Here is a 20666-nt window from a genome sequence, read left to right as displayed (position 1 = left end):
GGATCACCCCCCCCGGACCGGGACTCCCCCGGCTCCGGTGAGGTTGAGGCCCTAGACCTCGACCAGCTCCGGGCGCGGTTCCGGCAGCGGTTCGGCGTACCCGGCGTTCACCCGCCGGACCCTGGCGCGGCGGACGAACCACGAGGCCGAGGCGCCGATGGCCAGGCCCGCCGCGAGTCCGGGCACCGCCCAGGCCGCCGGGTCGGGCTCCACCCGTACGGCGGACACGGTGGAACCGGAGCCGAACAGTCTTCGCTCCTGCGTGAGCTGGTCGAGCACCGACTGCGGCGCCCGGTGCCAGCGGTAGTCGCCGCCCACCAGGTCGGGAGCCAGGTCCGACCGCACCCACGGTGCGCCGTCCGCGGCGAGGTACACCTGGTCCTGGCGCTCGATGGCGACGTCGCCCCCGGCATCCGTGACTCCCCAGACCACGGTGACCACGGGAACGGGAAGGCGGCCGTCCGCCCACTCGGCGGGCCTCTTCTTCGGCCCCGCGTACCGGGGGGACAGCAGCCGCCACAGCAGTCCGAAATCCGGATCGCCGCTGTGCAGGGTGGTCGTGCGCCCCGTGTCACCGGCGACGGTCAGGACGATGTCCGGGCTGTCCCCCAGGGACCCCTGCACGGCGATGTCCCCGCTCTCCAGGACCGCCGGGGCCACCACCGGCCCGATCGCCGCCGGGCCGGCCGCGGCGGACGGCGCAGCCGACACCACCGCCGCGGCGGTCGCGCCCAACGCGCCCACCACCGTGACCAGTTCGCGAAGCCCGCGCATGGAACTCCCAACCGGCCGGCGTGACCGCCGGCCCGCACACCGTTGTGCCAGTTCTCGGAAGGGCCGGACCGGCCGGGATTTCCCTCGGCGGCCTCCGGACCCTGCTCCGCCCTGCCGGATCCGGCTACGTGGGCGGACCGGCATTGTTAAGCGCCGGCGACGCCGAAGGCACCCCCTCCAGCGGGAATGTCACCTCACCGTTGCACTTCCCTGACGGTGTGTGTTCGAAAGGCGCTCAGGTGAGCGAAATTGTGACCGTCTGTGTCGAAGTGCACGGAGGAGCGGAGGCCGGAGTTCCGGGAAGCGCGGCGTCGGCGCGCCCCGCCCGCATCTCTTTCCGGCCAGTTCCGGAGCGGGGCCCGTCACCTGAGAGAATGGTGAACATGGCCTCTGACAGTCCTCGCGTGCTCTCCGGAATCCAGCCCACGGCAGGCTCGTTCCACCTCGGCAACTACCTCGGCGCCGTCCGCCAGTGGGTGGCGCTGCAGGAGTCCCACGACGCGTTCTACATGGTCGTCGACCTGCACGCGATCACGATCCCGCAGGACCCCGCGGATCTGCGTGCCAACACCCGGCTCGCCGCGGCGCAGCTGCTCGCCGCCGGCCTCGACCCGGAGCGCTGCACCCTCTTCGTCCAGAGCCATGTCCCCGAGCACGCGCAGCTCGCCTGGGTCATGAACTGCCTCACCGGCTTCGGCGAGGCCTCCCGCATGACCCAGTTCAAGGACAAGTCCGCGAAGCAGGGCGCCGACCGCGCCAGCGTCGGCCTCTTCACGTACCCGGTCCTCCAGGTCGCCGACATCCTGCTCTACCAGGCCCACGAGGTCCCGGTCGGCGAGGACCAGCGCCAGCACATCGAGCTGACCCGCGACCTCGCGGAGCGTTTCAACGGCCGCTTCGGCGAGACGTTCCGCATCCCCAAGCCGTACATCCTCAAGGAGACGGCGAAGATCTTCGACCTCCAGGACCCGTCGATCAAGATGAGCAAGTCGGCGTCGACGCCGAAGGGCCTCATCAACCTGCTCGACGACCCGAAGGTGACCGCCAAGAAGGTCAAGAGCGCGGTCACCGACACGGACACCGTCATCCGCTACGACGCGGAGAACAAGCCGGGTGTCAGCAATCTGCTCACCATCTACTCCACCCTCACCGGCACCTCGATCGCCGCGCTGGAGCAGGAGTACGAGGGCAAGATGTACGGCGCGCTCAAGACGGACCTCGCCGAGGTCATGGTCGACTTCGTGACGCCGTTCAAGGAGCGCACCCAGCAGTATCTGGACGACCCCGAGACCCTGGACTCGATCCTGGCCAAGGGCGCCGAGAAGGCGCGCGCGGTCGCCGCCGAGACCCTCGCCCAGGCGTACGAGCGGGTCGGGTTCCTGCCCGCCAAGCACTGACGGCCCCTTCCGCCGCCGTACGTGCGACCGTACGGCGGCGGCGCGGCCCCTACCACACCACCTTCGGCAGTCAGTACGAGACGAGCGCGACACTGCTGTGACGGCCGATTGCGGGTCATATCGCCGTACAGTCGAAGGCGGGAGCAGGCCGAGCGATCGCCTCCGTCCGCGCAGCACCACCGAACAGCCCTGAGCACCGACAACGAACAGGAGACGACGTGGGGACCGTAACGATCGGTGTGTCGATCGCGGTCCCGGAGCCTCACGGCAGCCTGCTCCAGGAGCGGCGCGCGGGCTTCGGCGACCCCGCGGCTTGCTGCATTCCCACGCACGTCACCCTGCTGCCGCCGACCGAGGTCGAGGACGCGGCGCTGCCCGCGATCGAGGCGCACCTCATGGACGTCGCCGCCGCCGGGCGCCCGTTCCCGATGCTGCTGTCCGGCACGGGCACCTTCCGCCCCCTGTCGCCGGTCGTGTACGTCCGGGTGGCCGAGGGCGCGGAGGCCTGCACCTGGCTGCAGAAGCAGGTCCGGGACGCCTCGGGCCCCGTACCCCGCGAGCTGCAGTTCCCGTACCACCCGCACGTCACCGTGGCCCACGGCATCGCCGAGGAGGCGATGGACCACGCCTTCGAGGCGCTCTCCGGGTACGAGGCCGGATGGCCCTGCACCGGGTTCGCGCTCTACGAACAGGGCGCCGACGGGGTGTGGCGCAAGCTCCGCGAGTTCGTCTTCGGCGGCGCGGTGGTGCCCCCGCAGGCCTCCTCGCCCGAGCACGACACCACACTGCCGGCGCTCTAGGGCCTGCATGGCGTCGCCGGGCAGACGGGAATTGTCAGACAGGCCCTAGGGCCTGCCGGACGGGGATCGCCGGACAGGCCCTGGGGGTCCCGCCTCAGACCGGCAGCCGCCGGAACACCGCCCGCGGTGTGTGCCGCAGCGCCGACATGACCATCCTCAGCGCCCCCGGCACCCACACCGTCTCCGAGCGGCGCCTCAGTCCCAGCTCGATCGCCGCGGCGACCGCCTCCGGCGTCGTCGACAGCGGCACCTCCGGGAGGTGGGCCGTCATCCGCGTGCGGACGAACCCGGGGCGTACGACCATGACGTGCGCGCCGGTGCCGTGCAGGGCGTCGCCCAGGCCCTGCGCGAAGGCGTCCAGGCCCGCCTTGCTGGAGCCGTAGATGAAGTTCGAGCGGCGGGCGCGTTCGCCCGCGACCGAGGACAGCACCACCAGCGAGCCGTGGCCCTGCGTCTGCAACGCCCGCGCGCACACCAGGCCCGAGGACACCGCGCCCGTGTAGTTCGTCTGCGCGACCCGGACCGCCGCGACCGGCTCCTTCTCGTCCACGGCCTGGTCGCCGAGCACCCCGAACGCCATCAGCACCATGTCGATGTCGCCCTCGGCGAAGACCTTGCCCAGCACGGCCTCGTGGGACTCGGGATCGAGGGCGTCGAAGGCGACGGTACGGACGTCCGCGCCGAGCCCGCGCAGTCGCCCGGCGGCCTCCTCCAGCGCGGGCGTCGGCCGTCCGGCGAGCCACACCGCCCGGGTGCGCCGGGTGATCAGCCGGCGCGCGGTGGCCAGCGCGATCTCGGACGTGCCGCCGAGGACCAGCAGGGACTGGGGGAGACCGAAGGCGTCCTTCATGACAGCTAGCTCCTTGAGGCGGGAACCGGAGGGGAGGGCGGGGCGGGCGCTCCCCGTGCCGGGGAACGGCGGGGGCTACAGGCCGAGACGGCGGGACAGGTCCGAGGTGAACACGCCCCGTGGGTCCAGCTCCCGGCGCAGCGAACGGAACGCGCCGAGCCGGGGGTACATCGCGGCCAGCAGTTCGGGCCGCAGCCGGGCGTCCTTGGCGAGGTACACACGGCCCCCGGCCCCCGCCACCTCCTCGTCGAGCTCGTCGAGGAAGGCGCCGAGGCCCGGCAGGTTCGCCGGGATGTCCAGGGCGAGGGTCCAGCCGGGCACCGGGAACGACAGCCAGCCCGGATCGCCCTCCCCGAAGCGCTTCAGGACGGCGAGGAAGGACGGGCAGCCGCGTTCGGAGATGCGCCGCACGATCCGGCGCAGGGTCTCCTCCCGGCCGTGTCCGACGACGAACTGGTACTGGACGAAGCCGCCGCGCCCGTAGACGCGGTTCCAGTGCGGCACCCCGTCCAGGGGGTGGAAGAAGGCCGGGATCGGCTGGAGTTCACCCCGCCGCGCGCGCGGCGCCTTGCGGTACCAGAGCTCGTTGAACAGTCCGACCGTCGTCCGGCCGAGAAGTCCTTCCGGTACGAAGGCGGGGGCGGCCGGCAGCCGGGAGGGGCGGAACGCGAGCGGGTGCCTGCGGGCCCGCGGGGGCAGCGCGTCCAGCGGGGCGTGATCGCCTCGGGTCAGCACCGAGCGTCCCGTCCGCGCCCCGCGCGCGAGGAGGTCGATCCAGGCGACCGAGTAGCGGTAGCGGTGGTCGCCGGTGGTGAGCCGCGCCATCAGGTCGTCCAGGTCCGTCGCGCGTTCGGTGTCGACGGACATCAGGGCGCTCTCCACCGGCTGGAGCCGGACGGTCGCCGTCAGGATCACCCCGGTCAGCCCCATGCCCCCCGCCGTGGCGTCGAACAGCGGGGTGCCGCGCCCGACCGTCCTGATCTCGCCGTCCGCCGTCAGCAGCTCGAAGGACAGGACGTGCCGGGAGAAGGAGCCGGACACGTGGTGGTTCTTGCCGTGGATGTCCGCGCCGATCGCGCCGCCGACGGTCACGTAGCGGGTCCCCGGTGTCACCGGCACGAACCAGCCGAGGGGGAGGAGGACCTCCATGAGCCGGTGCAGGGAGACCCCCGCGTCGCACAGGACCGTGCCGCCGCCCGCGTCGACGGCGTGGATCCGGTCCAGGCCCGTCATGTCGAGCACCGCCCCGCCCGCGTTCTGCGCGGCGTCGCCGTACGCCCGTCCGAGCCCCCGGGCGATCCCGCCCCGCGCCCCGCACTCCCGGACCGCGGCCGCCGCCTCCCCGTAGGTGCGCGGACGGACCAGACGGGCGGTGGTCGGGGCGGTGCGGCCCCAACCCGTGACGGAGACGGAGTCGGCAGGCATGCCCGTGACCGTAGCGCCGCAGAGGGGGCGTGACGGGGCATTCCGCCCAGCGCTCCCGGCTCCTCACCGAAATGGGTGATTAATGGGATGTCGTCCAAGATTGCCGTAGTTCTGCGACCGCTCCCTAGAAGAGTGGCATCACATGGACGACCTTGACGACCGTGACGCGACGGATCGGCGGCTTGACGACCATGGCCGCCGCGGTGCCCCGGACCGCCGGCCGGACGCCGTGCCCCACCGGCTCGACGGCGAGGACCGCCCGCCCGACGGCGTGGACCGCCGGCTGCTGGGCGTGTTCCACGCCTGGGGCGAGGACCCGCGTGTCGCGGCCGCGGCACGCGCCCTGTCCTGGAGCGGGGAGCACGGCGCCCTCTGGCTCGCAGCCGGGGCCGCGGCCGCGGCCGCCGACCGGAACCGGCGGAGCGCGTGGCTGCGCGCGACGGCGCTCACCGCAGGCGCGCACCTCGCGAGCATGGGAGTGAAGCGGATCGTGCGCCGTCCGCGCCCCGCACACCTGGCACCCCGGGTGCGCACCGCGGGACGGCACTCCTTCCCCAGCTCGCACGCCGCCTCCGCCACCGCCGCCGCGGTGGCCTACGGGGCGCTGGGCGCGTACGCCGTCCCCCCGCTCGCCGCCGCGATGTGCCTCTCACGCCTGGTCGTCGGGGTCCACTACCCCACGGACGTCGCCGCCGGAGCGGCCCTGGGCGCCGCGGCGGCGGGCCTGGGCGCCCGCTGGATCGGGGCCGGCCATGGCTGAGCGCACCGCGCTGCTGGAGCGCGCCCCGGTCATGGCCCCGCCGCCGCGGACGCTGACCGGGCTGCTGCGCGGCCTCCTGCGGACCGCGCGCCCCCGCCAGTGGGTCAAGAACGTGCTGGTCGTGGCCGCCCCTGCCGCCGCCGGCCGGCTGTTCACCCCGTACGCCTTCGGCCGGCTCGCGCTGGTCTTCGTGCTGTTCACCGCCTGCGCCGCCGCCGTCTATCTGATCAACGACGCCCGGGACGCCGCCGCCGACCGCGCCCACCCGGTGAAGCGGCACCGCCCGGTCGCCGCCGGCCAGGTCCCCGTCCCCGCCGCGTACGCCGTCGGCGGCACCCTCGGCGTCCTCGCGCCCGCGGTCGCCGCCTGGCTCTGCTCGGTCCCCGTCTGCGCCCTGCTGACCGCGTACCTCGGCATGCAACTGGCGTACTGCGTCAGCCTGAAGCACGTGCTCGTCGTCGACCTCGTCGTCGTCACGACCGGGTTCCTGATGCGGGCCATGATCGGCGGCCTGGCCCTCGGCATCCCGCTCTCACGCTGGTTCCTGATCACCACCGGATTCGGGGCCCTGTTCATGGTCGCGGCGAAGCGTTACTCCGAGGCCGTGCAGATGGCGGGGAAGGCGGGGGCCACCCGCGCGCTGCTCACCGAGTACACGACCGGCTACCTGCGTTTCGTCTGGCAGCTGGCCGCCGGGGTCTCGGTCCTCGGCTACTGCCTGTGGGCCCTGGAGGAGGGCGGGGTGCCGAACGCCGGCCTGCTGCCCTGGCGCCAGCTGTCCATGGTCGCCTTCATCCTCGCCGTCCTGCGCTACGCGGTCTTCGCCGACCGGGGCACCGCGGGCGAGCCCGAGGACGTGGTCCTGCGCGACCGCCCGCTCGCCCTCATCGGCCTGGTCTGGCTGGCGATGTACGGGCTCGCCGTGGCCAACTGGTGAGCGTCACCGAGGAGCGGCCCGGCCCCGGGCTCCTGACCGCACCCGCGGCGGCCGGCCCGGGGAGCACCGGCACGAAGCCGGCGGCGGATCCCGGGACGGCCCGCGGGCGGTTCCTGCGCGAGGTCCTCGGGTTCGCCGCGGCCGGTGCCCTCGCCTACGCGGCCGACCTCGGCCTCTTCGTCTGGCTCCGGGGCCCGGCGGGCCTCGACCCGCTGACCGCCAAGGCGCTGTCGTTCCTCGCCGGCTGCTCGGTGGCCTACGCCGGCAACGCGCTCGGCACCTACCGCCACGCCCCGGCCCGCGGGCCGCGCCGCTGCCTGCTCTTCCTCGCCGTGAACGTCGCGGGCGCGCTCGTCCAGCTGCTGTGCATCGCCGTCACCCACTACGGCCTGGGTTTCACCTCGCCGCGCGCGGACACGGTCTCCGGTGCGGGAATCGGCATGGCACTCGCCACTGTCCTGCGATTTTGGGGTACCCGGGCACTGGTTTTCCGAGGCGAGGGCAGAGTCGGATCATGGACTGGCTGACAAAGATTCCCGGCGTGGGACCTCTGGTCGTGCGCCTCATGGCCACGCACGCGTGGCGGTCGTACGAGCGGCTGGACCGCGTGAAGTGGACGCGGCTCGCCGCGGCGATGACCTTCATCAGCTTCGTGGCGCTGTTCCCGCTGCTGACCGTGGCCGCCGCGATCGGTGCGGCCACGCTGAGCGACCAGCAGCAGAAGGACCTCCAGGACAAGCTCGCCGAGCAGGTGCCGGGGATCTCCGACCAGCTGGACATCCAGGGCCTCGTGCAGAACGCCGGCACGATCGGGGTGATCGCGGGTGCCCTGCTGCTGATCACCGGCATCGGCTGGGTCGGCCAGATGCGGGACTGTCTGCGCGCGGTCTGGGAGCTGCCCGACGGCGAGGAGAACCCCCTGCTGCGCAAGGCCAAGGACGGGGGGATCCTCGTCGGACTCGGCGGCGCGGTGCTCCTGACCATCGCCGTCTCCACCCTCGCCTCCTCGGCGATGGGCTGGTCGGCGCGGCACCTGGGCCTCGACGAACAGGGCTGGGGCACCACCCTGCTCCAGGTCGTCGCCTTCGCGGTGGCCGTCCTCGCCGACTTCCTGGTCCTGCTCTACGTCCTCACGCTGCTGCCCGGCGTCGAGCCGCCGCGCCGCCGGCTGATCGTCGCGGCGCTGATCGGCGCCGTCGGGTTCGAGCTGCTCAAACTGCTGCTCAGCGGCTATATGCGCGGGGTGGCGTCGAAGAGCATGTACGGCGCCTTCGGGGTGCCGATCGCGCTGCTCCTGTGGATCAACTTCACCTCGAAACTGCTGCTGTACTCGGCCGCCTGGACGGCCACACGCAGCGAGGGGCAGGAGACGCAGGAACGACAGGAGGAGGATCCGGACGGTCCGACGGCCCCGGAGGAGCCCACCGGCCCACGGGAGACGGCCACGCGGTAGGGGCACGGGGATCCAGCCCGTGGGGCTCCGCGGGCCCGAGGGATCCGGGTTCGGCGAGGGCTGGGCTCGAAGCGTTCCGGAGGGCTCCGGGGCCGAGGCAAGGCCGCGGAGCCCCGCGGGCGGTCAGCGGCGGCGGCGCATCAGGTCCGGCAGCGGCCAGCGGCGGTTGACCAGGAAGACGCCCGCCGCGAGCAGCACGAGGAAGCCGGCGGCCAGGCCGAGTGCGACACCGATGCCGCTCGTACCGCCCCGCCCCGCCGGGGCGGAGGCCGCCACCGGCTTCGTGGAGGGGTGCGCGGTGCCGGTGCCGGACCCCGAGCCCGTGCCGGGGCTCGCCCCGTCCGAGGCGTTCGCGCCCGGCTGCGCCGTGGTGTCGACTCCCTTGGGGGCCACGAGTTCGCCCACCGGCTGGACCTTGTCCGCCGCTTGGAAGCCCCAGTCGAGCAGCTGGGCGGCCTCCTTGTAGACCTCGTTGTGCTCCTTCTTCTCCGGGTTCATGACCGTGACGAGCAGCACCTTGCCGCCGCGCTCGGCGACGCCCGTGAAAGTGGCGCCGGCGTTGGTGGTGTTGCCGTTCTTCACCCCCGCGATGCCCTGGTAAGCGGTGATGTCGGTGTCCCCGGTCAGCAGCCGGTTGGTGTTCTGGATCTCGGAGGTCGCCCGGCCGGCCTTGCCCTTGACGGTCCCGGCCGCCGTGCCGGGGAACTTCGCCCGCACCGTCGAGCAGTACTCCCGGAAGTCCTTCTTCTGGAGCCCGGAACGGGCGAACAGCGTCAGGTCGTACGCCGACGACACCTGGCCCCGGGCGTCGTAGCCGTCCGGGCTCACCACGTGCGTGTCGAGGGCCTGGAGGTCGTCCGCGTGCGCCTGCATGTCCTTGACCGTCTCGCGGACGCCGCCGTTCATCGCGGACAGCACGTGCACGGCGTCGTTGCCGGACCGCAGGAAGACACCGAGCCACAGGTCGTGGACGGTGTACGTCTGGTTCTCCTTTATGCCCACCACGCTGGAGCCCGCGCCGATGCCCGCCAGATCGGCGGGGGCCACCTTGTGCGAGGTGGTGCGCGGGAACTTGGGCAGCACCGTGTCGGCGAACAGCATCTTCAGGGTGCTGGCCGGGGGCAGCCGCCAGTGCGCGTTGTGCGCGGCCAGGACGTCGCCCGACTCGGCGTCGGCGACGATCCAGGAGCGGGCGGTGACGTCGGCGGGCAGGACGGGGGCGCCCGCGCCGAGGTTCACCTGGTTGCCGGGCTTGCCGAGCCGCTCGCCGCCGAGGGTCGACATGGCCGCCGGGGGCGTGGCCGACGGGGAGGCGGAGGGGCTCTCCTCGGGGTTCGCGTCGGTGTCGTCGGCGAACGCGGGCGAGGCGAGGGACACGAGCAACAAAGCGGCGGAAGCAATCAGAGAAGATCGCCGAATGGTCATTTTCGAAGCGGGCACGATCGAGAAAGTACAGGGCCGGTGACCTGAATACCCGTCACCGTTCGGGGAAACCGTCCCGTCCCCACCCCGGCGCCGGATCACGGGGGCCGACGGCGATACTGAACGCATGAAGCTCAGCCACCCCGTGTCCTGGTTCCTGCTCGCCTTCGGGGTGTGGAGCTGGGTCATTTGGGTCACTTTCGCTAAGAATCTCTGGAAAGACGCCAGTGGGCTCGCGTTCGACAGCGCGGGTGATCCGACCGCGTACTTCTGGGTGCATCTGACGCTCGCCGTCGTGTCGTTTGTCCTTGGGACGGTCGTCGGGGGCATCGGGTTGCGCGGCGTACGCGCTTTGCGCCAGACGTCATAACCGGGGATACGACGTCATGGTCATCCTGTTCGTGTCCGCGGGTCTGGCCGCGCTGGCCGTGCTCGTGGGACTGCACGTGTACGCCTACCGGCGGCTGGTGCGGGACACCACCGTCGGCCCCGGACCGGTCCGCCGGCTGGGCGCGGCGGTCTTCGTCGCCGGGCCGCTGCTCATGGTCGCCGCCGTCGTGAGCGAGCGGGCGGGCGCTCCCTTCTGGCTCCAGCGGACCCTGGCCTGGCCCGGGTTCCTGTGGATGCCGCTCGGCCTCTACCTCGTCCTGGCACTGCTCGCCGGCGAGGTCGTCCGTCCGGTCCTGCGCCGGGTCCTGGAACGCCGGGCCCGGTCGGCGGCCCCTGCCGAACCGGCAGCCGAACCCGCCCCCGCCGAACCGGCCCCCGCGCCCGCCGAACCCGCCCGTGCTGAACCCGCCTCCGCCGAGCCGGCAGCCGAACCCGCCCCCGCCGAACCGGCCCCCGCCGAAGCCCCCGCCGAGCCGGTGACGGCACCCCTCGTGGACCCCTCGCGGCGGCTGTTCGTCTCGCGGGTCGTCGGCGGCGCGGCCGCGGCGGTCGCGATGGGCACCGTCGGGTACGGCACGTACGGCGTCCTGCGCGGACCCCGGGTCAAGCGTGTCACCGTGCCGCTCGCCAAACTGCCCCGGTCCGCCCACGGCTTCCGGATCGCAGTGGTGAGCGACATCCACCTCGGCCCGGTGCTCGGACGCGGATTCGCGCAGAAGGTCGTCGACACCATCAACGCCACGCAGCCCGATCTGATCGCCGTCGTCGGCGACCTGGTCGACGGCAGCGTGAAGAACCTCGGGCCGGCGGCCGCGCCCCTCGCCGGCCTGCGCGCCCGCCACGGCTCGTACTTCGTCACCGGGAACCACGAGTACTTCTCCGGAGCCGAGCAGTGGGTCCGGGAGGTGCGGGAGCTCGGGATCCACCCCCTGGAGAACGCGCGGACCGAGCTCGCCGGCTTCGACCTCGCCGGGGTCAACGACCTGCAGGGCGAGAGCGAGGGACAGGGACCCGACTTCGGCAGGGCGCTCGGCGACCGCGACCGTACCCGGGCCTGTGTGCTGCTCGCCCACCAGCCGGTGCAGATCCACGAGGCGGTACGCCACGGCGTCGACCTCCAGCTGTCCGGACACACCCACGGCGGACAGCTGTGGCCCGGCAACTTCGTCGCGGCCGCCGCCAACCCCACCGTCGCCGGTCTGGAGCGCTACGGGGACACCCAGCTGTACGTCTCCCGGGGCGCCGGGGCCTGGGGCCCGCCGACCCGCGTCGGGGCGCCCTCCGACATCACCGTCGTCGAACTGGCCTCGCCCGAAGCCTGAGAATCGGCTGTGAGGAGCGGCGGAAAAGATCATTTTCGCCGCTCCTGGGCACTCTTCCCGATTCCCTTCCGCGCCCGAAACTCCTGTGGTTAGGTGATCCGCGCCACCAGGGAGTGGTGTGCGGGGCGCCTGGGGAGGGCACCGATGCGATCGGTTCGCTTATGGATTCTGGTTGCGCTGCTCGTCGTCGCGAGCGTCGGCGTGGCCGGCTGGCAGCTGATGCCGGCGAAGGAGAACAGCAACCGCACCATCACGGTGGGCACCACGGACGCCGTCACCTCGCTCGACCCGGCCGGCGCCTACGACGCCGGGTCCTGGGCCCTGTTCAGCAATGTCTTCCAGTCGCTGCTCACCTTCGAGCCCGGCGGCGCCAAGCCCGAACCGGACGCCGCCCGACGCTGCGGCTTCACCGACGCCGGACTGCGCACCTATCGCTGCACCCTCCGTGACGACCTGACGTTCGCGAGCGGACGCAAGGTGACCGCGGCCGACGTGAAGTTCTCCTTCGACCGGGTCAAGCGGATCAACGACGAGGTGGGCCCCGCCTCGCTCCTGTCCACCCTGGGCAGCGTCGACGCGAGCGGTCTGACCGTCACCTTCCACCTGTCCTCGCCCGACGCGACCTTCCCGTTCAAGCTGGCGACCGGCGCCGGGTCGATCGTCGACAGCACCCGCTACCCCCGGCGCAGCCTGCGCACCGACAACGCCGTCGACGGCACCGGACCGTACGTCCTGAAGACGTACACGCAGGGCGTGAAGGCCGTCCTGTCCCCGAACCCCCGCTACGAGGGAGCCGTCGACCGTTCCGGCAGCCCGGTGGTCCTGCGCTACTACGCCAACTCGCAGGCGCTCCAGGTGGGGTGGAAGGACAAGGAGCTGGACGTCGTCGCCCGGCAGCTGCCGCCCGCCCAGCTCGCCGCGCTCTCCCCGAGCGATCCCAAGCAGCGGGTCACGGAGGCGGACAGCGCCGAGACCCGCAATCTCGTCCTGAACGTGCGCGAGACGTCGCCGCTGCACGACCGGCGCGTACGGCAGGCACTCGCCTCGCTGGTCGACCGCGGGAGGCTGGTCGACCGGACGTACCGGGGGACCACCGACGCGCTGTACGGGCTCATCCCGGCCGGGATCACGGGACACGCGACCTCGTTCTTCGACGACTACCCGCAGCCGGACGCCAAGAAGGCCCGCGCCCTGCTGGCCGAGGCCGGGGTCTCGCTGCCCGTGCGCTTCACCTACGGGTACGCCGAGGGACGCGGGGCCGCGGCCGAGGAGGCCGCCGAGCTCAAGCGGCAGCTCGAGACGGACGGTCTGTTCAAGGTGACCACCGAGGGGTTCGAGTGGACCGAGTTCCAGAAGAAGTACGCGGAGGGCGGTCTGGACGCCTGGGCGGTCGGCTGGGTCGCCGACTATCCCGACGCCGACACCTTCGGGGCGCCGCTCGTCGGCACCGGCAACTCCATGAAGAACGGCTACAGCAACAAGGACGTCGACCGGCTGATCAAGGAGACCCGGCAGGACGCCGACCGCAGCCGCACCGCGGACGCGTTCCGGCGGCTCCAGGTGGACGTGGCGGAGGACGTCCCGCTGATCCCCCTGTGGCAGCGCAAGGACTACGTCGTCAGCAGTGAGGACATCAGCGGCGGCCAGTACCTGTCCGACGGCACCGGCGTCTTCCGTCTGTGGCGGCTGAACTGGCTGTGACGGCGGACGGACCGCCACCGCGCCCGTCGCCCTGACGCGCGGTCGCCGCACGAGTCGTCGCCCTCACGGGCGCGGGCGGCGGCCGACGGCCGGAGCCGTGACCACCGCCCGCGGACGGGGAGGGAGTCCCGTCACGGGTGCGGAGTGGATCCGTACGCCGTCAGGAAGCGGTTGCGGAAGGAGCTCATCTTCCACACCGGGGCGTCGTGCTCGGGCCGCAGTCCGTCGGTCCAGCCCCAGTCGGCGATTCTGTCGAGCACCTTCGGGTCCTTGGCGACGATCGAGACGGGGACGTCACGGCTCGCGTGGTCGCCGCTGACCCGGGCGATCGGCTGGTGGTCGCCGAGGTAGATCAGCACGGTGTTCTTCTTGCCGTACTTCACCAGGTAGTCGATCAGACTCGTCACCGAGTACGAGATCGCCTTGCCGTACTCCACCTTCGACTTCGGCGAGCTGGTGATGATGTCGGCGGGCCTCTTGCCGGCCTTCTCGATGGCGTCGTACACGGAGCCGTCGCCGACCTGGTCCTCGGGGACCGTCTTCGGGATGGGCGCCCAGGGCTGGTGGCTGGAGGTCAGGATGATCGTCGACATCAGCGGCTTGTCGTGCTTCTTGCTGTGCACCAGCCGCTCGTACGCGGCCAGGGCGTACTGGTCGGGCATCGTGGACCAGCTGAACTTCGGCCCCTTGTAGCCGAGGTGGAAGGCGTCGTAGAGCTTGTCGATGCCATAGAACTTCTGCTCGGGCCAGCCCTTCTGGATGCCCGGCATGACGCCCACGGTGTCGTAGTCGCCGGTCCTCTTGAAGGCGCTGACCAGCGTCAGGTGATCGCCGGCGGTCACGGTGCGGTACCGCTGCTGGTTGTTGATCCACAGGCCCGACAGGAACGTCGAGTGGCCGAGCCAGCTGCTGCCGCCGTACGTCGCCGAGGTGAGCCAGCCGCTCTTCGCTGCGAATCCGGCCTGCTTCAGCTTCTTGTTCTCGGCCGTCAGCGTCGCGTCGACACGCGGCGCCATCAGCGGATCCTCGATGGCGCTGCGGCCGTAGCTCTCGATGAACGTGATGATCATGTCCTTGCCGCGCAGATCCGTGAGCATCTGGTCGGGCGGGGTGTTCGCGAAGTCGTCCTTCTTGGATATCCGGGCGAACGCGGCCTCGTCCCGCAGGGTCTGCCGCACCCGCGCCGCCCGCTCCTGGACGACCAGCGCCACGTGCTCGGAGGCTATGGGCACGCCGGTGTACTGCAGCCCGAGCGTCGCGCAGGTGACCCAGGCCATGGCCAGCGCGAGGGTCGCACGGGTCGCCGTCGCGGTGTTCCTGGCCACCAGGTTCCCCAGCCGGACGACCGACAGGGTCATGAGGGTCAGCACCGCGATCACGAGCGCGACGGCCAGCGCCGCGATGCCGAGGGCGCCGCCGTGGCCGAACGTGTCCTGGAGGTAGGCCTGCGCGTCGCTGAAGAGCGACCAGTCGAGGACGACGTTGAAGCCCCGTCCCAGGTATTCGTTGAAGCCGATGTCGAGGATGTTCAGGACCGTCAGCGCACCCAGGACCAGCCCGGCGGCCACCGAGAGCGCGATCCGCGGGCGGCGGGGCAGGACGATCAGCAGCGCGGCGCCGAAGATCGCCTCCACGGGGAGGCGCAGGAACTCGGCCGGCTGGAACTTGTCCGCCTGGCTCGGCATGAGCAGCGCGAACAGGACGAGCGCGGCGGCGACGAGGGTGGTGCTCCAGGCGAGAGCACGGGCGACGACGGGGTACCGGCCCCGCCACCCGCGCCCCGGCCCGTCCCCGGGCGGCTCGTCCTTTGGAGGCTCCGACCCGTCCCCGGCCCCGTCGCCGGCAGCCGCCTCCGGGGCCTTTCCGGCAGGGGCCTCACCGGCCGGGAGAGCAGCCGCCTCCGAGGCACCGTCAGGGGAGCCGCCGTCCGCCGTACCGGCCTCGGCCTCCTCGGCTTCCACCACCTCCGCGGCCTTCGCGGCCGGGGCGTCGCCGCCGGCCTCGGCGGGGTCCTCCGGTCCGTCGCCGGGAGCCTGTTCCGGGGCCTCGGAAGGCGAAGGGGCGGCCCCGTCGGTCATGGTGACCTCGGGGGCCGTCCCGGCCGCTGCCTCTCCCTCACCGGAGGCGGCGGCGTCCTCGTCCCCGCCCGCGGCCTGCTCCGGGTCCGCGGCCTGCTCCGTCTCCGGGGCCGTGTCCGGTTCCGGGTCCGGGCTCTGGCTCGGGTCCGCGGGCGGTTCCGATGCCGGCTCTTCGCGCGAAGGCGCCTCGTCCGTGTTCGGCAGCTGTCGAGAGTTCGTTGTGGACGACAACCCGGCGTTCCTTCCGTGCGATGCGCGGTGGTGGCGTGGCGGGCCGATCGGTTGCGACCGATTCGCCCTCATCGTGGGGTACGGGGGCCGGGCAGCCCGTGTTCAACCGCCTCGGTCAGCATCTGTCCAAGTCCGTTTCCGCAGGTCAAGGCGGTGTGCGGAGAGGTGTCCCGGTCGGCGCGAGGGCTCCGGGACGACGTACGGGTGACGCCGGGGTGTCGCCCCGGGGCTCCGGAACCGCATACGCGGGACCCCGGCTCCTCACCGGACCGCCGCCCTCGACGGGCCTGCCCCCTCACCGGACCGCCGCCCTCGACGGACCCGCACCTTCACCGGGCCGGCACCGACACCGGGGCCGCCACCCACACCGGACCCGCGCTCTCACCCGACCGGCAGGTCACCGCACGGGCAGCGTCACCGTCACCGCCAGGCCCTCGCCCGGCGCCGTCCGCACCGCGACGTTCCCCCCGTGGGCCCGCACCACGCCCTCGACGATCGCGAGGCCCAGCCCGCTGCCCGCGCCCCCGCCGGCCCGGAAGAAACGGTCGAAGACCCGTGCCGCGTCCTCCTCGGCGAGTCCCGGCCCCTTGTCCGCGACACACAGCCGCAGGACTCCGTCCACCCGTTCCAGACCCAGCCGCACGGGCACGTCGTCGGGGGTGTGGGTGCGTACGTTGCCCACGAGATTGCCCAGCACCTGCCGCAGCCCCGACTCGTCGGCCCGTACGAGCAGGGTGCCGTCGGCGTCCACGGTCACCGGGCGGCCGGGCTGCTGGGCGCGCAGGTCCGCCGCCGCGTCCCGCACGAGCCGGCTCAGGTCGACGTTCCGGAAGCGCAGTTCCGGCCGCTGGTCGAGGCGGGCCAGGATGAGCAGCTCGTCGACGAGCCGGCCCATGCGGTCGGCCTCGGCGTTCATCCGGTCCCAGGCGCGTCTGCGCTCGGCCGGGTCGGTCAGCATCCCCTTCTCGTACAGCTGGAGGTAGCCGCGTATCGCCGCGAGCGGGGTGCGCAGCTCGTGCGAGGCGTCCCCGACGAACCGGCGCAGCTGGGCGGCGCTGTCCTCGCGGGTCCGGTAGGCCGACTCGACCTGGTGCAGCATGGAGTTGAGCGCGAGCCGCAGCTGCTCGACCTCCTGGGTCGGATGATGGCTGGAGGGGACGCGCCGGGTCAGATCGCCCTCGGCGATGGCGGAGGAGGTCTCCACCATGGCCTCCAGCGGCAGCATCCGGCGGCGGACGCTGAACATCGTCAGGCAGGCGAGGAGCGCGAGGAGCAGGGTGCCGACGGCGAGGTCGAGCTTGAGGGCCTGGGCGATGCCCTTGTGCAGTCCGTCGGTCGAGGCCGCGAACAGGACGTAGGTCCCGTCGGCGAGCCGGGTGCCGGTCGCCCGGTAGGCGGCACCGTTCACGGTGACGTCCCGCGGTTCGCCGGCGCGGACGAGGGAGGCGGGGTCGTCGACGGCGGCGGCGAACGCGCGCTGTGTGTCGCCGGGCCGGAAGCCGGCCACCTCGATCGCCCGGCCGTGCCGGTCGACGGCCGCGAAGACCGAGTCGGGCTTGGACTCGTCCGCCGCCGGACCGAGCCGGTCGTGGACGAACGCGAGGGCGCTCAGCGAGTCGATCTGGCGCAGGGTGAGCTGCGAACCGCCCAGCGAGTCACGGGTCTTGAGGAGCTGGGCGTCCACCTGGTCGAGCAGGTAGTGCCGCATGCCCATCAGGCTCACGGCGGTCGCCACCACGATGCCGACGGCCAGCAGTCCCACGTTGGCGATCGTCAGTTTGCCGCGCAGCGAATGGACGCCGTGCCGGGAGCGCGGGGGCGGGCGGCAGCCGGGCCGCACGAGCGGGTTCATGCGAGCCCGTATCCGACGCCCCGGCGGGTCTGGATCACCGGCGGGCCCAGGGGTTCGAGCTTGCGCCGCAGGTAGCTGATGTAGGTCTCGACGACCGTCGACTCGGCCGGGTGCTCGTACTGCCAGACGTGGCGCAGGAGTTGTTCCTTGGGCACGATCCGCCCGCCGTTGCGGACGAGGAAGCGCAGCAGCGCGTACTCGGTGGGGGTGAGCTCGACGGTGGTGCCCGCGCGGTGGACGCGGTACGTCGTCTCGTCCAGCTCCAGGTCCCCGTAGCGCAGCGGCGGTCGCTGGGGCAGGACGTCGTCGGGCCGGGTGCGGCGCAGGACGGCGGTGATCCGGGCGACGACCTCGTCGATGTTGAACGGCTTGGTGATGTAGTCGTCGCCGAAACCGAGCGCGCCGACGATCTCGGCCGGCGCGTCCCGGGCGGTGAGGAAGACGACGGCCAGGTCCGGCTGCCGCAGCCGCAGTTCACGGCCGAGCGCCCGGCCGTCGCCGTCCGGGAGCATCACGTCGAGCAGCGCGGCGTCGGGACGGGTGCGTTCGGCGAGGGCGAGCGCCTCGCGGACGCATCCTGCGGCCATCACCTCGAAGCGGTGGTAGCGCAGGGCGATGGTGAGGACGTCCGCGATGCTCGGCTCGTCCTCGACGACGAGGACGGTGGCTCCCTCGTGAGCGGTCATGTCCCCAGTATCGGCGGGGCCGTCGGCGGACGGTGCCGTTCGCTCCTTGGAGTTCCTTGAGAGTCATGGGCGGGTCGTGTCCCCTCGCGCGGGGGGCCGCGAATGCTGGTGACCAGGACCTGGGGGACCGACCGACTAAGGAGCGTTGAACGTGGCGGTATTGGCACGGTGGTGCTATCGGCACCGGCTGGTGGTCCTGTTGCTGTGGGTGGGTGCGCTGTTCGGGCTCGGCTTCGCGGCGACCACCGCGGGCACGGACTACGCGAACGTGTTCTCCCTTCCGAACACGGACTCCAAGCGTGCGTACGACCAGATGGAGAAGGCCTTCCCGAACAGCGCGGGGGACACCGACACGGTGGTGTGGAAGGTCGCGGACGGCACGGTCAGGGACGCCTCGGTGCGGTCCCGGATCCAGCCGGTGCTCGACGAGATCGCCGGCATGAAGGGCGTGGGCCAGGTCGCGGGGCCCTACCAGGGGGAGCGGGGCGCCGCGCAGATCAGCGAGGACGGCCGGATCGCGTACGCCCAGATCACCTTCGCCGAGCAGGCGAACGCCGTGCCCAAGGACCTGGTGCAGAAGGTCGTCGACACCGCGCAGGGTGCCGAACGGGCCGGACTACAGGTGGAGTTGGGCGGGCAGGCGATCCAGCGGGTGCAGGAGCCGCCCACCGGGCTCGCCGAGATGGTCGGCATCCTTGCCGCGGCCGTCGTCCTCTTCCTCGCCTTCGGTTCGCTCTTCGCGATGCTGCTGCCGATCGGCATCGCGGTCTTCGGGGTGGGGACGGGGCTGTTCTCCACCCAACTGCTCAGCCACGCCACGGACATCCCGGACCTGGCGCCGCTGCTCGCCACCCTCATCGGCCTCGGTGTGGGCATCGACTACGCGCTGTTCATCGTCACCCGGCACCGGCGCGGTCTGCTGCGGGGCCTGGCGCCCGAGGAGTCGGCGGTCGTCGCCCTCAACACCTCGGGGCGGGCGGTGCTGTTCGCGGGCGGCACCGTGTGCATCGCGCTCGCGGGCATGCTCGTGACGAACCTGCGCTTCCTCGACGGCGTGGTCATCGGCACCTCCCTGACCGTCGTGTTCAGCGTGCTCGCGGCGACCACCCTGCTGCCGGCGCTGCTCGGGGTCCTCGGCACCCGGGTGCTCAGCCGCCGCCAGCGGCGCAAGCTGGCGGAGCGGGGTCCGGAGCCGGAGCGGGCGAGCGGGGTCGCGGCCCGCTGGTCGGCGGGCGTGCAGCGGCGCCCCCGTACGATCGCGGTCCTCGCGCTGGCCGTGATGGCGGTCCTCGCCGTCCCCGTCCTGTCGCTGCACCTGGGCGCCACCGACCAGGGCAACGACGACGCCAAGACCACGACCCGGCAGGCCTACGACCTGCTGGCCGAGGGCTTCGGGCCCGGCTTCAACGGCCCGCTCCAGGTCGTCGTGACCGCCGGTGACGCGGGCGCGCTGACGAAGAGCATCGGCACCACGCCCGGGGTCGCCGCGGTCGCCGCGCTGCCGCCCGCGCACGGGGTGACGGTGATCCAGGTGGTGCCGACGACCTCGCCGCAGTCGGTGAAGACCGACGATCTCATCGACACCCTGCGGGACCGGGTGATCCCGGACACGGGGGCCACGGCCCACGTCGGCGGGGTGACCGCAGTGTCGAAGGACTTCGCGACCATCACCGGCGACCGGCTGCCCTGGTTCGTCGCCACGATCATCGGGCTCGGCTTCCTGCTCCTGCTGATCGCGTTCCGCTCCCTGGTGGTGCCGCTGACCGCCGCGCTGATGAACCTGATCGCGGCCGCCGCGTCCTTCGGCGTCCTGGTCGCGGTCTTCCAGTGGGGCTGGGGCCTGGAAGTGCTGGGTCTCGGCAAGGAGGGGCCGATCAACGCCTTCCTGCCCGTCATCATGCTCTCGCTGCTCTTCGGCCTGTCCATGGACTACCAGGTGTTCCTGGTGAGCCGGATGCACGAGGAGTGGGTGCACACGAAGGACAACGCGCGGGCGGTGCGCGTCGGGCTGGCGGAGACCAGCCGGGTCATCAACTCGGCCGCCCTGATCATGGTGTGCGTCTTCCTCGCCTTCGTCCTGAGCGGTGACTCCGGGGCGGCGATGGCGGGGGTGGGGCTCGCGGCCGCGGTCGCGCTGGACGCCTTCATCCTCCGTACGGCCCTGGTCCCCGCGGCGATGCACCTGCTCGGCGACTCCAACTGGTGGCTGCCCGGGTGGCTGGACAAGCGGCTGCCGCATTTGGCGGTGGAGCCCGCGGAGGAGCCGTCCGCGGACGTGGCACCGGCCGGGGGCGGGGCGTCGGCCGTGCACGGGTTCGTCCGGGACGCGGAGGGCGAGGCCGTCGACGGGGCGGTGCTGACGCTGCTGTCCAAGGGAGGCCGTCAGCTGGACCGGGTGACCTCGCTGGCCGACGGGTCCTACATCGTCTCGGTCCCGGCTCCGGGGACGTATCTGCTGTCGGTGACGGCCCGTTCGTACGGGGCGCGGGCGCAGCACCTCGTCGTCACGGAGGAGCCGCTGGTGCACGACGTGGAGCTGACACCGGGCGAGGTGGACGCCGACGCGGTCAACTGAGGCCGCGCGGCGC

Annotated in this window: 17 protein-coding genes; 10 read left to right on the top strand and 7 right to left on the bottom strand. The window is 72.4% G+C overall.

Annotated features, from left to right (window positions below):
* Nucleotides 1-51: 51 nt before the first annotated feature.
* Complete coding sequence (locus IO36_RS36540) at nt 52-774, bottom strand: hypothetical protein (RefSeq protein ID WP_051901222.1); 723 nt, start codon at nt 772-774, stop codon at nt 52-54.
* A 383-nt stretch (nt 775-1157) separates the two neighbouring features.
* On the opposite strand from IO36_RS36540, the gene trpS reads away from it, so the two are divergent.
* A complete protein-coding gene (trpS, locus tag IO36_RS36535; RefSeq protein WP_037627418.1) occupies nt 1158-2171 on the top strand; it encodes a tryptophan--tRNA ligase in 1014 nt (337 codons plus the stop codon).
* 218 nt (nt 2172-2389) lie between these two features.
* Nucleotides 2390-2971: a 2'-5' RNA ligase family protein gene (locus tag IO36_RS36530; RefSeq protein ID WP_037626751.1), complete on the top strand. Its 582-nt coding sequence runs from the start codon at nt 2390-2392 to the stop codon at nt 2969-2971.
* A gap of 94 nt (nt 2972-3065) precedes the next feature.
* On the opposite strand, the gene IO36_RS36525 is transcribed toward IO36_RS36530, so the two are convergent.
* Nucleotides 3066-3821 carry a decaprenylphospho-beta-D-erythro-pentofuranosid-2-ulose 2-reductase gene (locus IO36_RS36525; RefSeq protein ID WP_037626749.1) on the bottom strand — a complete coding sequence of 252 codons (756 nt, stop codon included), beginning with the start codon at nt 3819-3821 and terminating at the stop codon, nt 3066-3068.
* Between the two features lie 75 nt (nt 3822-3896).
* Nucleotides 3897-5246: a decaprenylphosphoryl-beta-D-ribose oxidase gene (locus IO36_RS36520; protein ID WP_037626747.1), complete on the bottom strand. Its 1350-nt coding sequence runs from the start codon at nt 5244-5246 to the stop codon at nt 3897-3899.
* 142 nt (nt 5247-5388) lie between these two features.
* Between IO36_RS36520 and IO36_RS36515 the strand changes: the two genes are divergently transcribed.
* The 4 genes from IO36_RS36515 to IO36_RS36500 all read left to right on the top strand — a co-directional run bounded on the left by IO36_RS36515 (nt 5389) and on the right by IO36_RS36500 (nt 8396).
* On the top strand, nt 5389-6006 hold the full coding sequence (locus IO36_RS36515; protein WP_078943670.1) for a phosphatase PAP2 family protein: 618 nt from the start codon (nt 5389-5391) through the stop codon (nt 6004-6006).
* Entirely contained in the window at nt 5999-6943 is a 945-nt protein-coding gene (locus tag IO36_RS36510) for a decaprenyl-phosphate phosphoribosyltransferase (protein ID WP_037626745.1), read from the top strand. The genes IO36_RS36515 and IO36_RS36510 overlap by 8 nt, the downstream gene beginning before the upstream one ends.
* 113 nt (nt 6944-7056) lie before the next feature.
* A complete protein-coding gene (locus tag IO36_RS36505) occupies nt 7057-7470 on the top strand; it encodes a GtrA family protein (RefSeq protein ID WP_037627414.1) in 414 nt (137 codons plus the stop codon).
* Nucleotides 7458-8396 carry a YihY/virulence factor BrkB family protein gene (locus IO36_RS36500; protein WP_078943669.1) on the top strand — a complete coding sequence of 313 codons (939 nt, stop codon included), beginning with the start codon at nt 7458-7460 and terminating at the stop codon, nt 8394-8396. The genes IO36_RS36505 and IO36_RS36500 overlap by 13 nt, the downstream gene beginning before the upstream one ends.
* A 123-nt stretch (nt 8397-8519) precedes the next feature.
* On the opposite strand, the gene IO36_RS36495 is transcribed toward IO36_RS36500, so the two are convergent.
* On the bottom strand, nt 8520-9821 hold the full coding sequence (locus IO36_RS36495) for a D-alanyl-D-alanine carboxypeptidase family protein (RefSeq protein ID WP_425535569.1): 1302 nt from the start codon (nt 9819-9821) through the stop codon (nt 8520-8522).
* Between the two features lie 124 nt (nt 9822-9945).
* Between IO36_RS36495 and IO36_RS48705 the strand changes: the two genes are divergently transcribed.
* From IO36_RS48705 to IO36_RS36480, 3 genes are all read left to right on the top strand, one after another.
* Nucleotides 9946-10188 (top strand): SCO4848 family membrane protein, encoded by a 243-nt coding sequence (locus IO36_RS48705; protein WP_037626741.1) that lies wholly within the window; start codon nt 9946-9948, stop codon nt 10186-10188.
* 16 nt (nt 10189-10204) lie between these two features.
* A complete protein-coding gene (locus IO36_RS36485; protein ID WP_037626739.1) occupies nt 10205-11530 on the top strand; it encodes a metallophosphoesterase in 1326 nt (441 codons plus the stop codon).
* Between the two features lie 144 nt (nt 11531-11674).
* On the top strand, nt 11675-13231 hold the full coding sequence (locus IO36_RS36480) for an ABC transporter substrate-binding protein (protein WP_037626738.1): 1557 nt from the start codon (nt 11675-11677) through the stop codon (nt 13229-13231).
* Between the two features lie 131 nt (nt 13232-13362).
* On the opposite strand, the gene IO36_RS36475 is transcribed toward IO36_RS36480, so the two are convergent.
* The 3 genes from IO36_RS36475 to IO36_RS36465 all read right to left on the bottom strand — a co-directional run bounded on the left by IO36_RS36475 (nt 13363) and on the right by IO36_RS36465 (nt 18078).
* Nucleotides 13363-15309, bottom strand: a complete 1947-nt coding sequence (locus IO36_RS36475) for a sulfatase-like hydrolase/transferase (protein WP_425535571.1) — start codon at nt 15307-15309, stop codon at nt 13363-13365.
* 628 nt (nt 15310-15937) lie between these two features.
* Complete coding sequence (locus IO36_RS36470; protein ID WP_051901221.1) at nt 15938-17392, bottom strand: sensor histidine kinase; 1455 nt, start codon at nt 17390-17392, stop codon at nt 15938-15940.
* Complete coding sequence (locus tag IO36_RS36465; protein WP_037626736.1) at nt 17389-18078, bottom strand: response regulator transcription factor; 690 nt, start codon at nt 18076-18078, stop codon at nt 17389-17391. Before IO36_RS36465 ends, IO36_RS36470 begins: the two co-directional genes overlap by 4 nt.
* Before the next feature lie 160 nt (nt 18079-18238).
* Here IO36_RS36465 and IO36_RS36460 point away from each other — a divergent pair, with 160 nt between their 5' ends.
* On the top strand, nt 18239-20653 hold the full coding sequence (locus tag IO36_RS36460; RefSeq protein WP_037626734.1) for an MMPL family transporter: 2415 nt from the start codon (nt 18239-18241) through the stop codon (nt 20651-20653).
* Nucleotides 20654-20666: the final 13 nt, after the last annotated feature.

The sequence above is a fragment of the Streptomyces aureus genome, assembly GCF_000725495.1.
Lineage (GTDB): Bacteria > Actinomycetota > Actinomycetes > Streptomycetales > Streptomycetaceae > Streptomyces > Streptomyces aureus_B.
This window is presented reverse-complemented; position numbering and strand designations above follow the sequence as displayed.

Bases quoted from the DNA above. Each gene is read 5' to 3' on its own strand.
- IO36_RS36540 (WP_051901222.1), bottom strand. From the start codon at position 774: ATGCGCGGGCTTCGCGAACTGGTCACGGTGGTGGGCGCGTTGGGCGCG.
- trpS (WP_037627418.1), top strand. From the start codon at position 1,158: ATGGCCTCTGACAGTCCTCGCGTGCTCTCCGGAATCCAGCCCACGGCA.
- IO36_RS36525 (WP_037626749.1), bottom strand. From the start codon at position 3,821: ATGAAGGACGCCTTCGGTCTCCCCCAGTCCCTGCTGGTCCTCGGCGGC.
- IO36_RS36520 (WP_037626747.1), bottom strand. From the start codon at position 5,246: ATGCCTGCCGACTCCGTCTCCGTCACGGGTTGGGGCCGCACCGCCCCG.
- IO36_RS36515 (WP_078943670.1), top strand. From the start codon at position 5,389: ATGGACGACCTTGACGACCGTGACGCGACGGATCGGCGGCTTGACGAC.
- IO36_RS36510 (WP_037626745.1), top strand. From the start codon at position 5,999: ATGGCTGAGCGCACCGCGCTGCTGGAGCGCGCCCCGGTCATGGCCCCG.
- IO36_RS36500 (WP_078943669.1), top strand. From the start codon at position 7,458: ATGGACTGGCTGACAAAGATTCCCGGCGTGGGACCTCTGGTCGTGCGC.
- IO36_RS36495 (WP_425535569.1), bottom strand. From the start codon at position 9,821: ATGACCATTCGGCGATCTTCTCTGATTGCTTCCGCCGCTTTGTTGCTC.
- IO36_RS48705 (WP_037626741.1), top strand. From the start codon at position 9,946: ATGAAGCTCAGCCACCCCGTGTCCTGGTTCCTGCTCGCCTTCGGGGTG.
- IO36_RS36485 (WP_037626739.1), top strand. From the start codon at position 10,205: ATGGTCATCCTGTTCGTGTCCGCGGGTCTGGCCGCGCTGGCCGTGCTC.
- IO36_RS36480 (WP_037626738.1), top strand. From the start codon at position 11,675: ATGCGATCGGTTCGCTTATGGATTCTGGTTGCGCTGCTCGTCGTCGCG.
- IO36_RS36475 (WP_425535571.1), bottom strand. From the start codon at position 15,309: ATGACCGACGGGGCCGCCCCTTCGCCTTCCGAGGCCCCGGAACAGGCT.
- IO36_RS36470 (WP_051901221.1), bottom strand. From the start codon at position 17,392: ATGAACCCGCTCGTGCGGCCCGGCTGCCGCCCGCCCCCGCGCTCCCGG.
- IO36_RS36465 (WP_037626736.1), bottom strand. From the start codon at position 18,078: ATGACCGCTCACGAGGGAGCCACCGTCCTCGTCGTCGAGGACGAGCCG.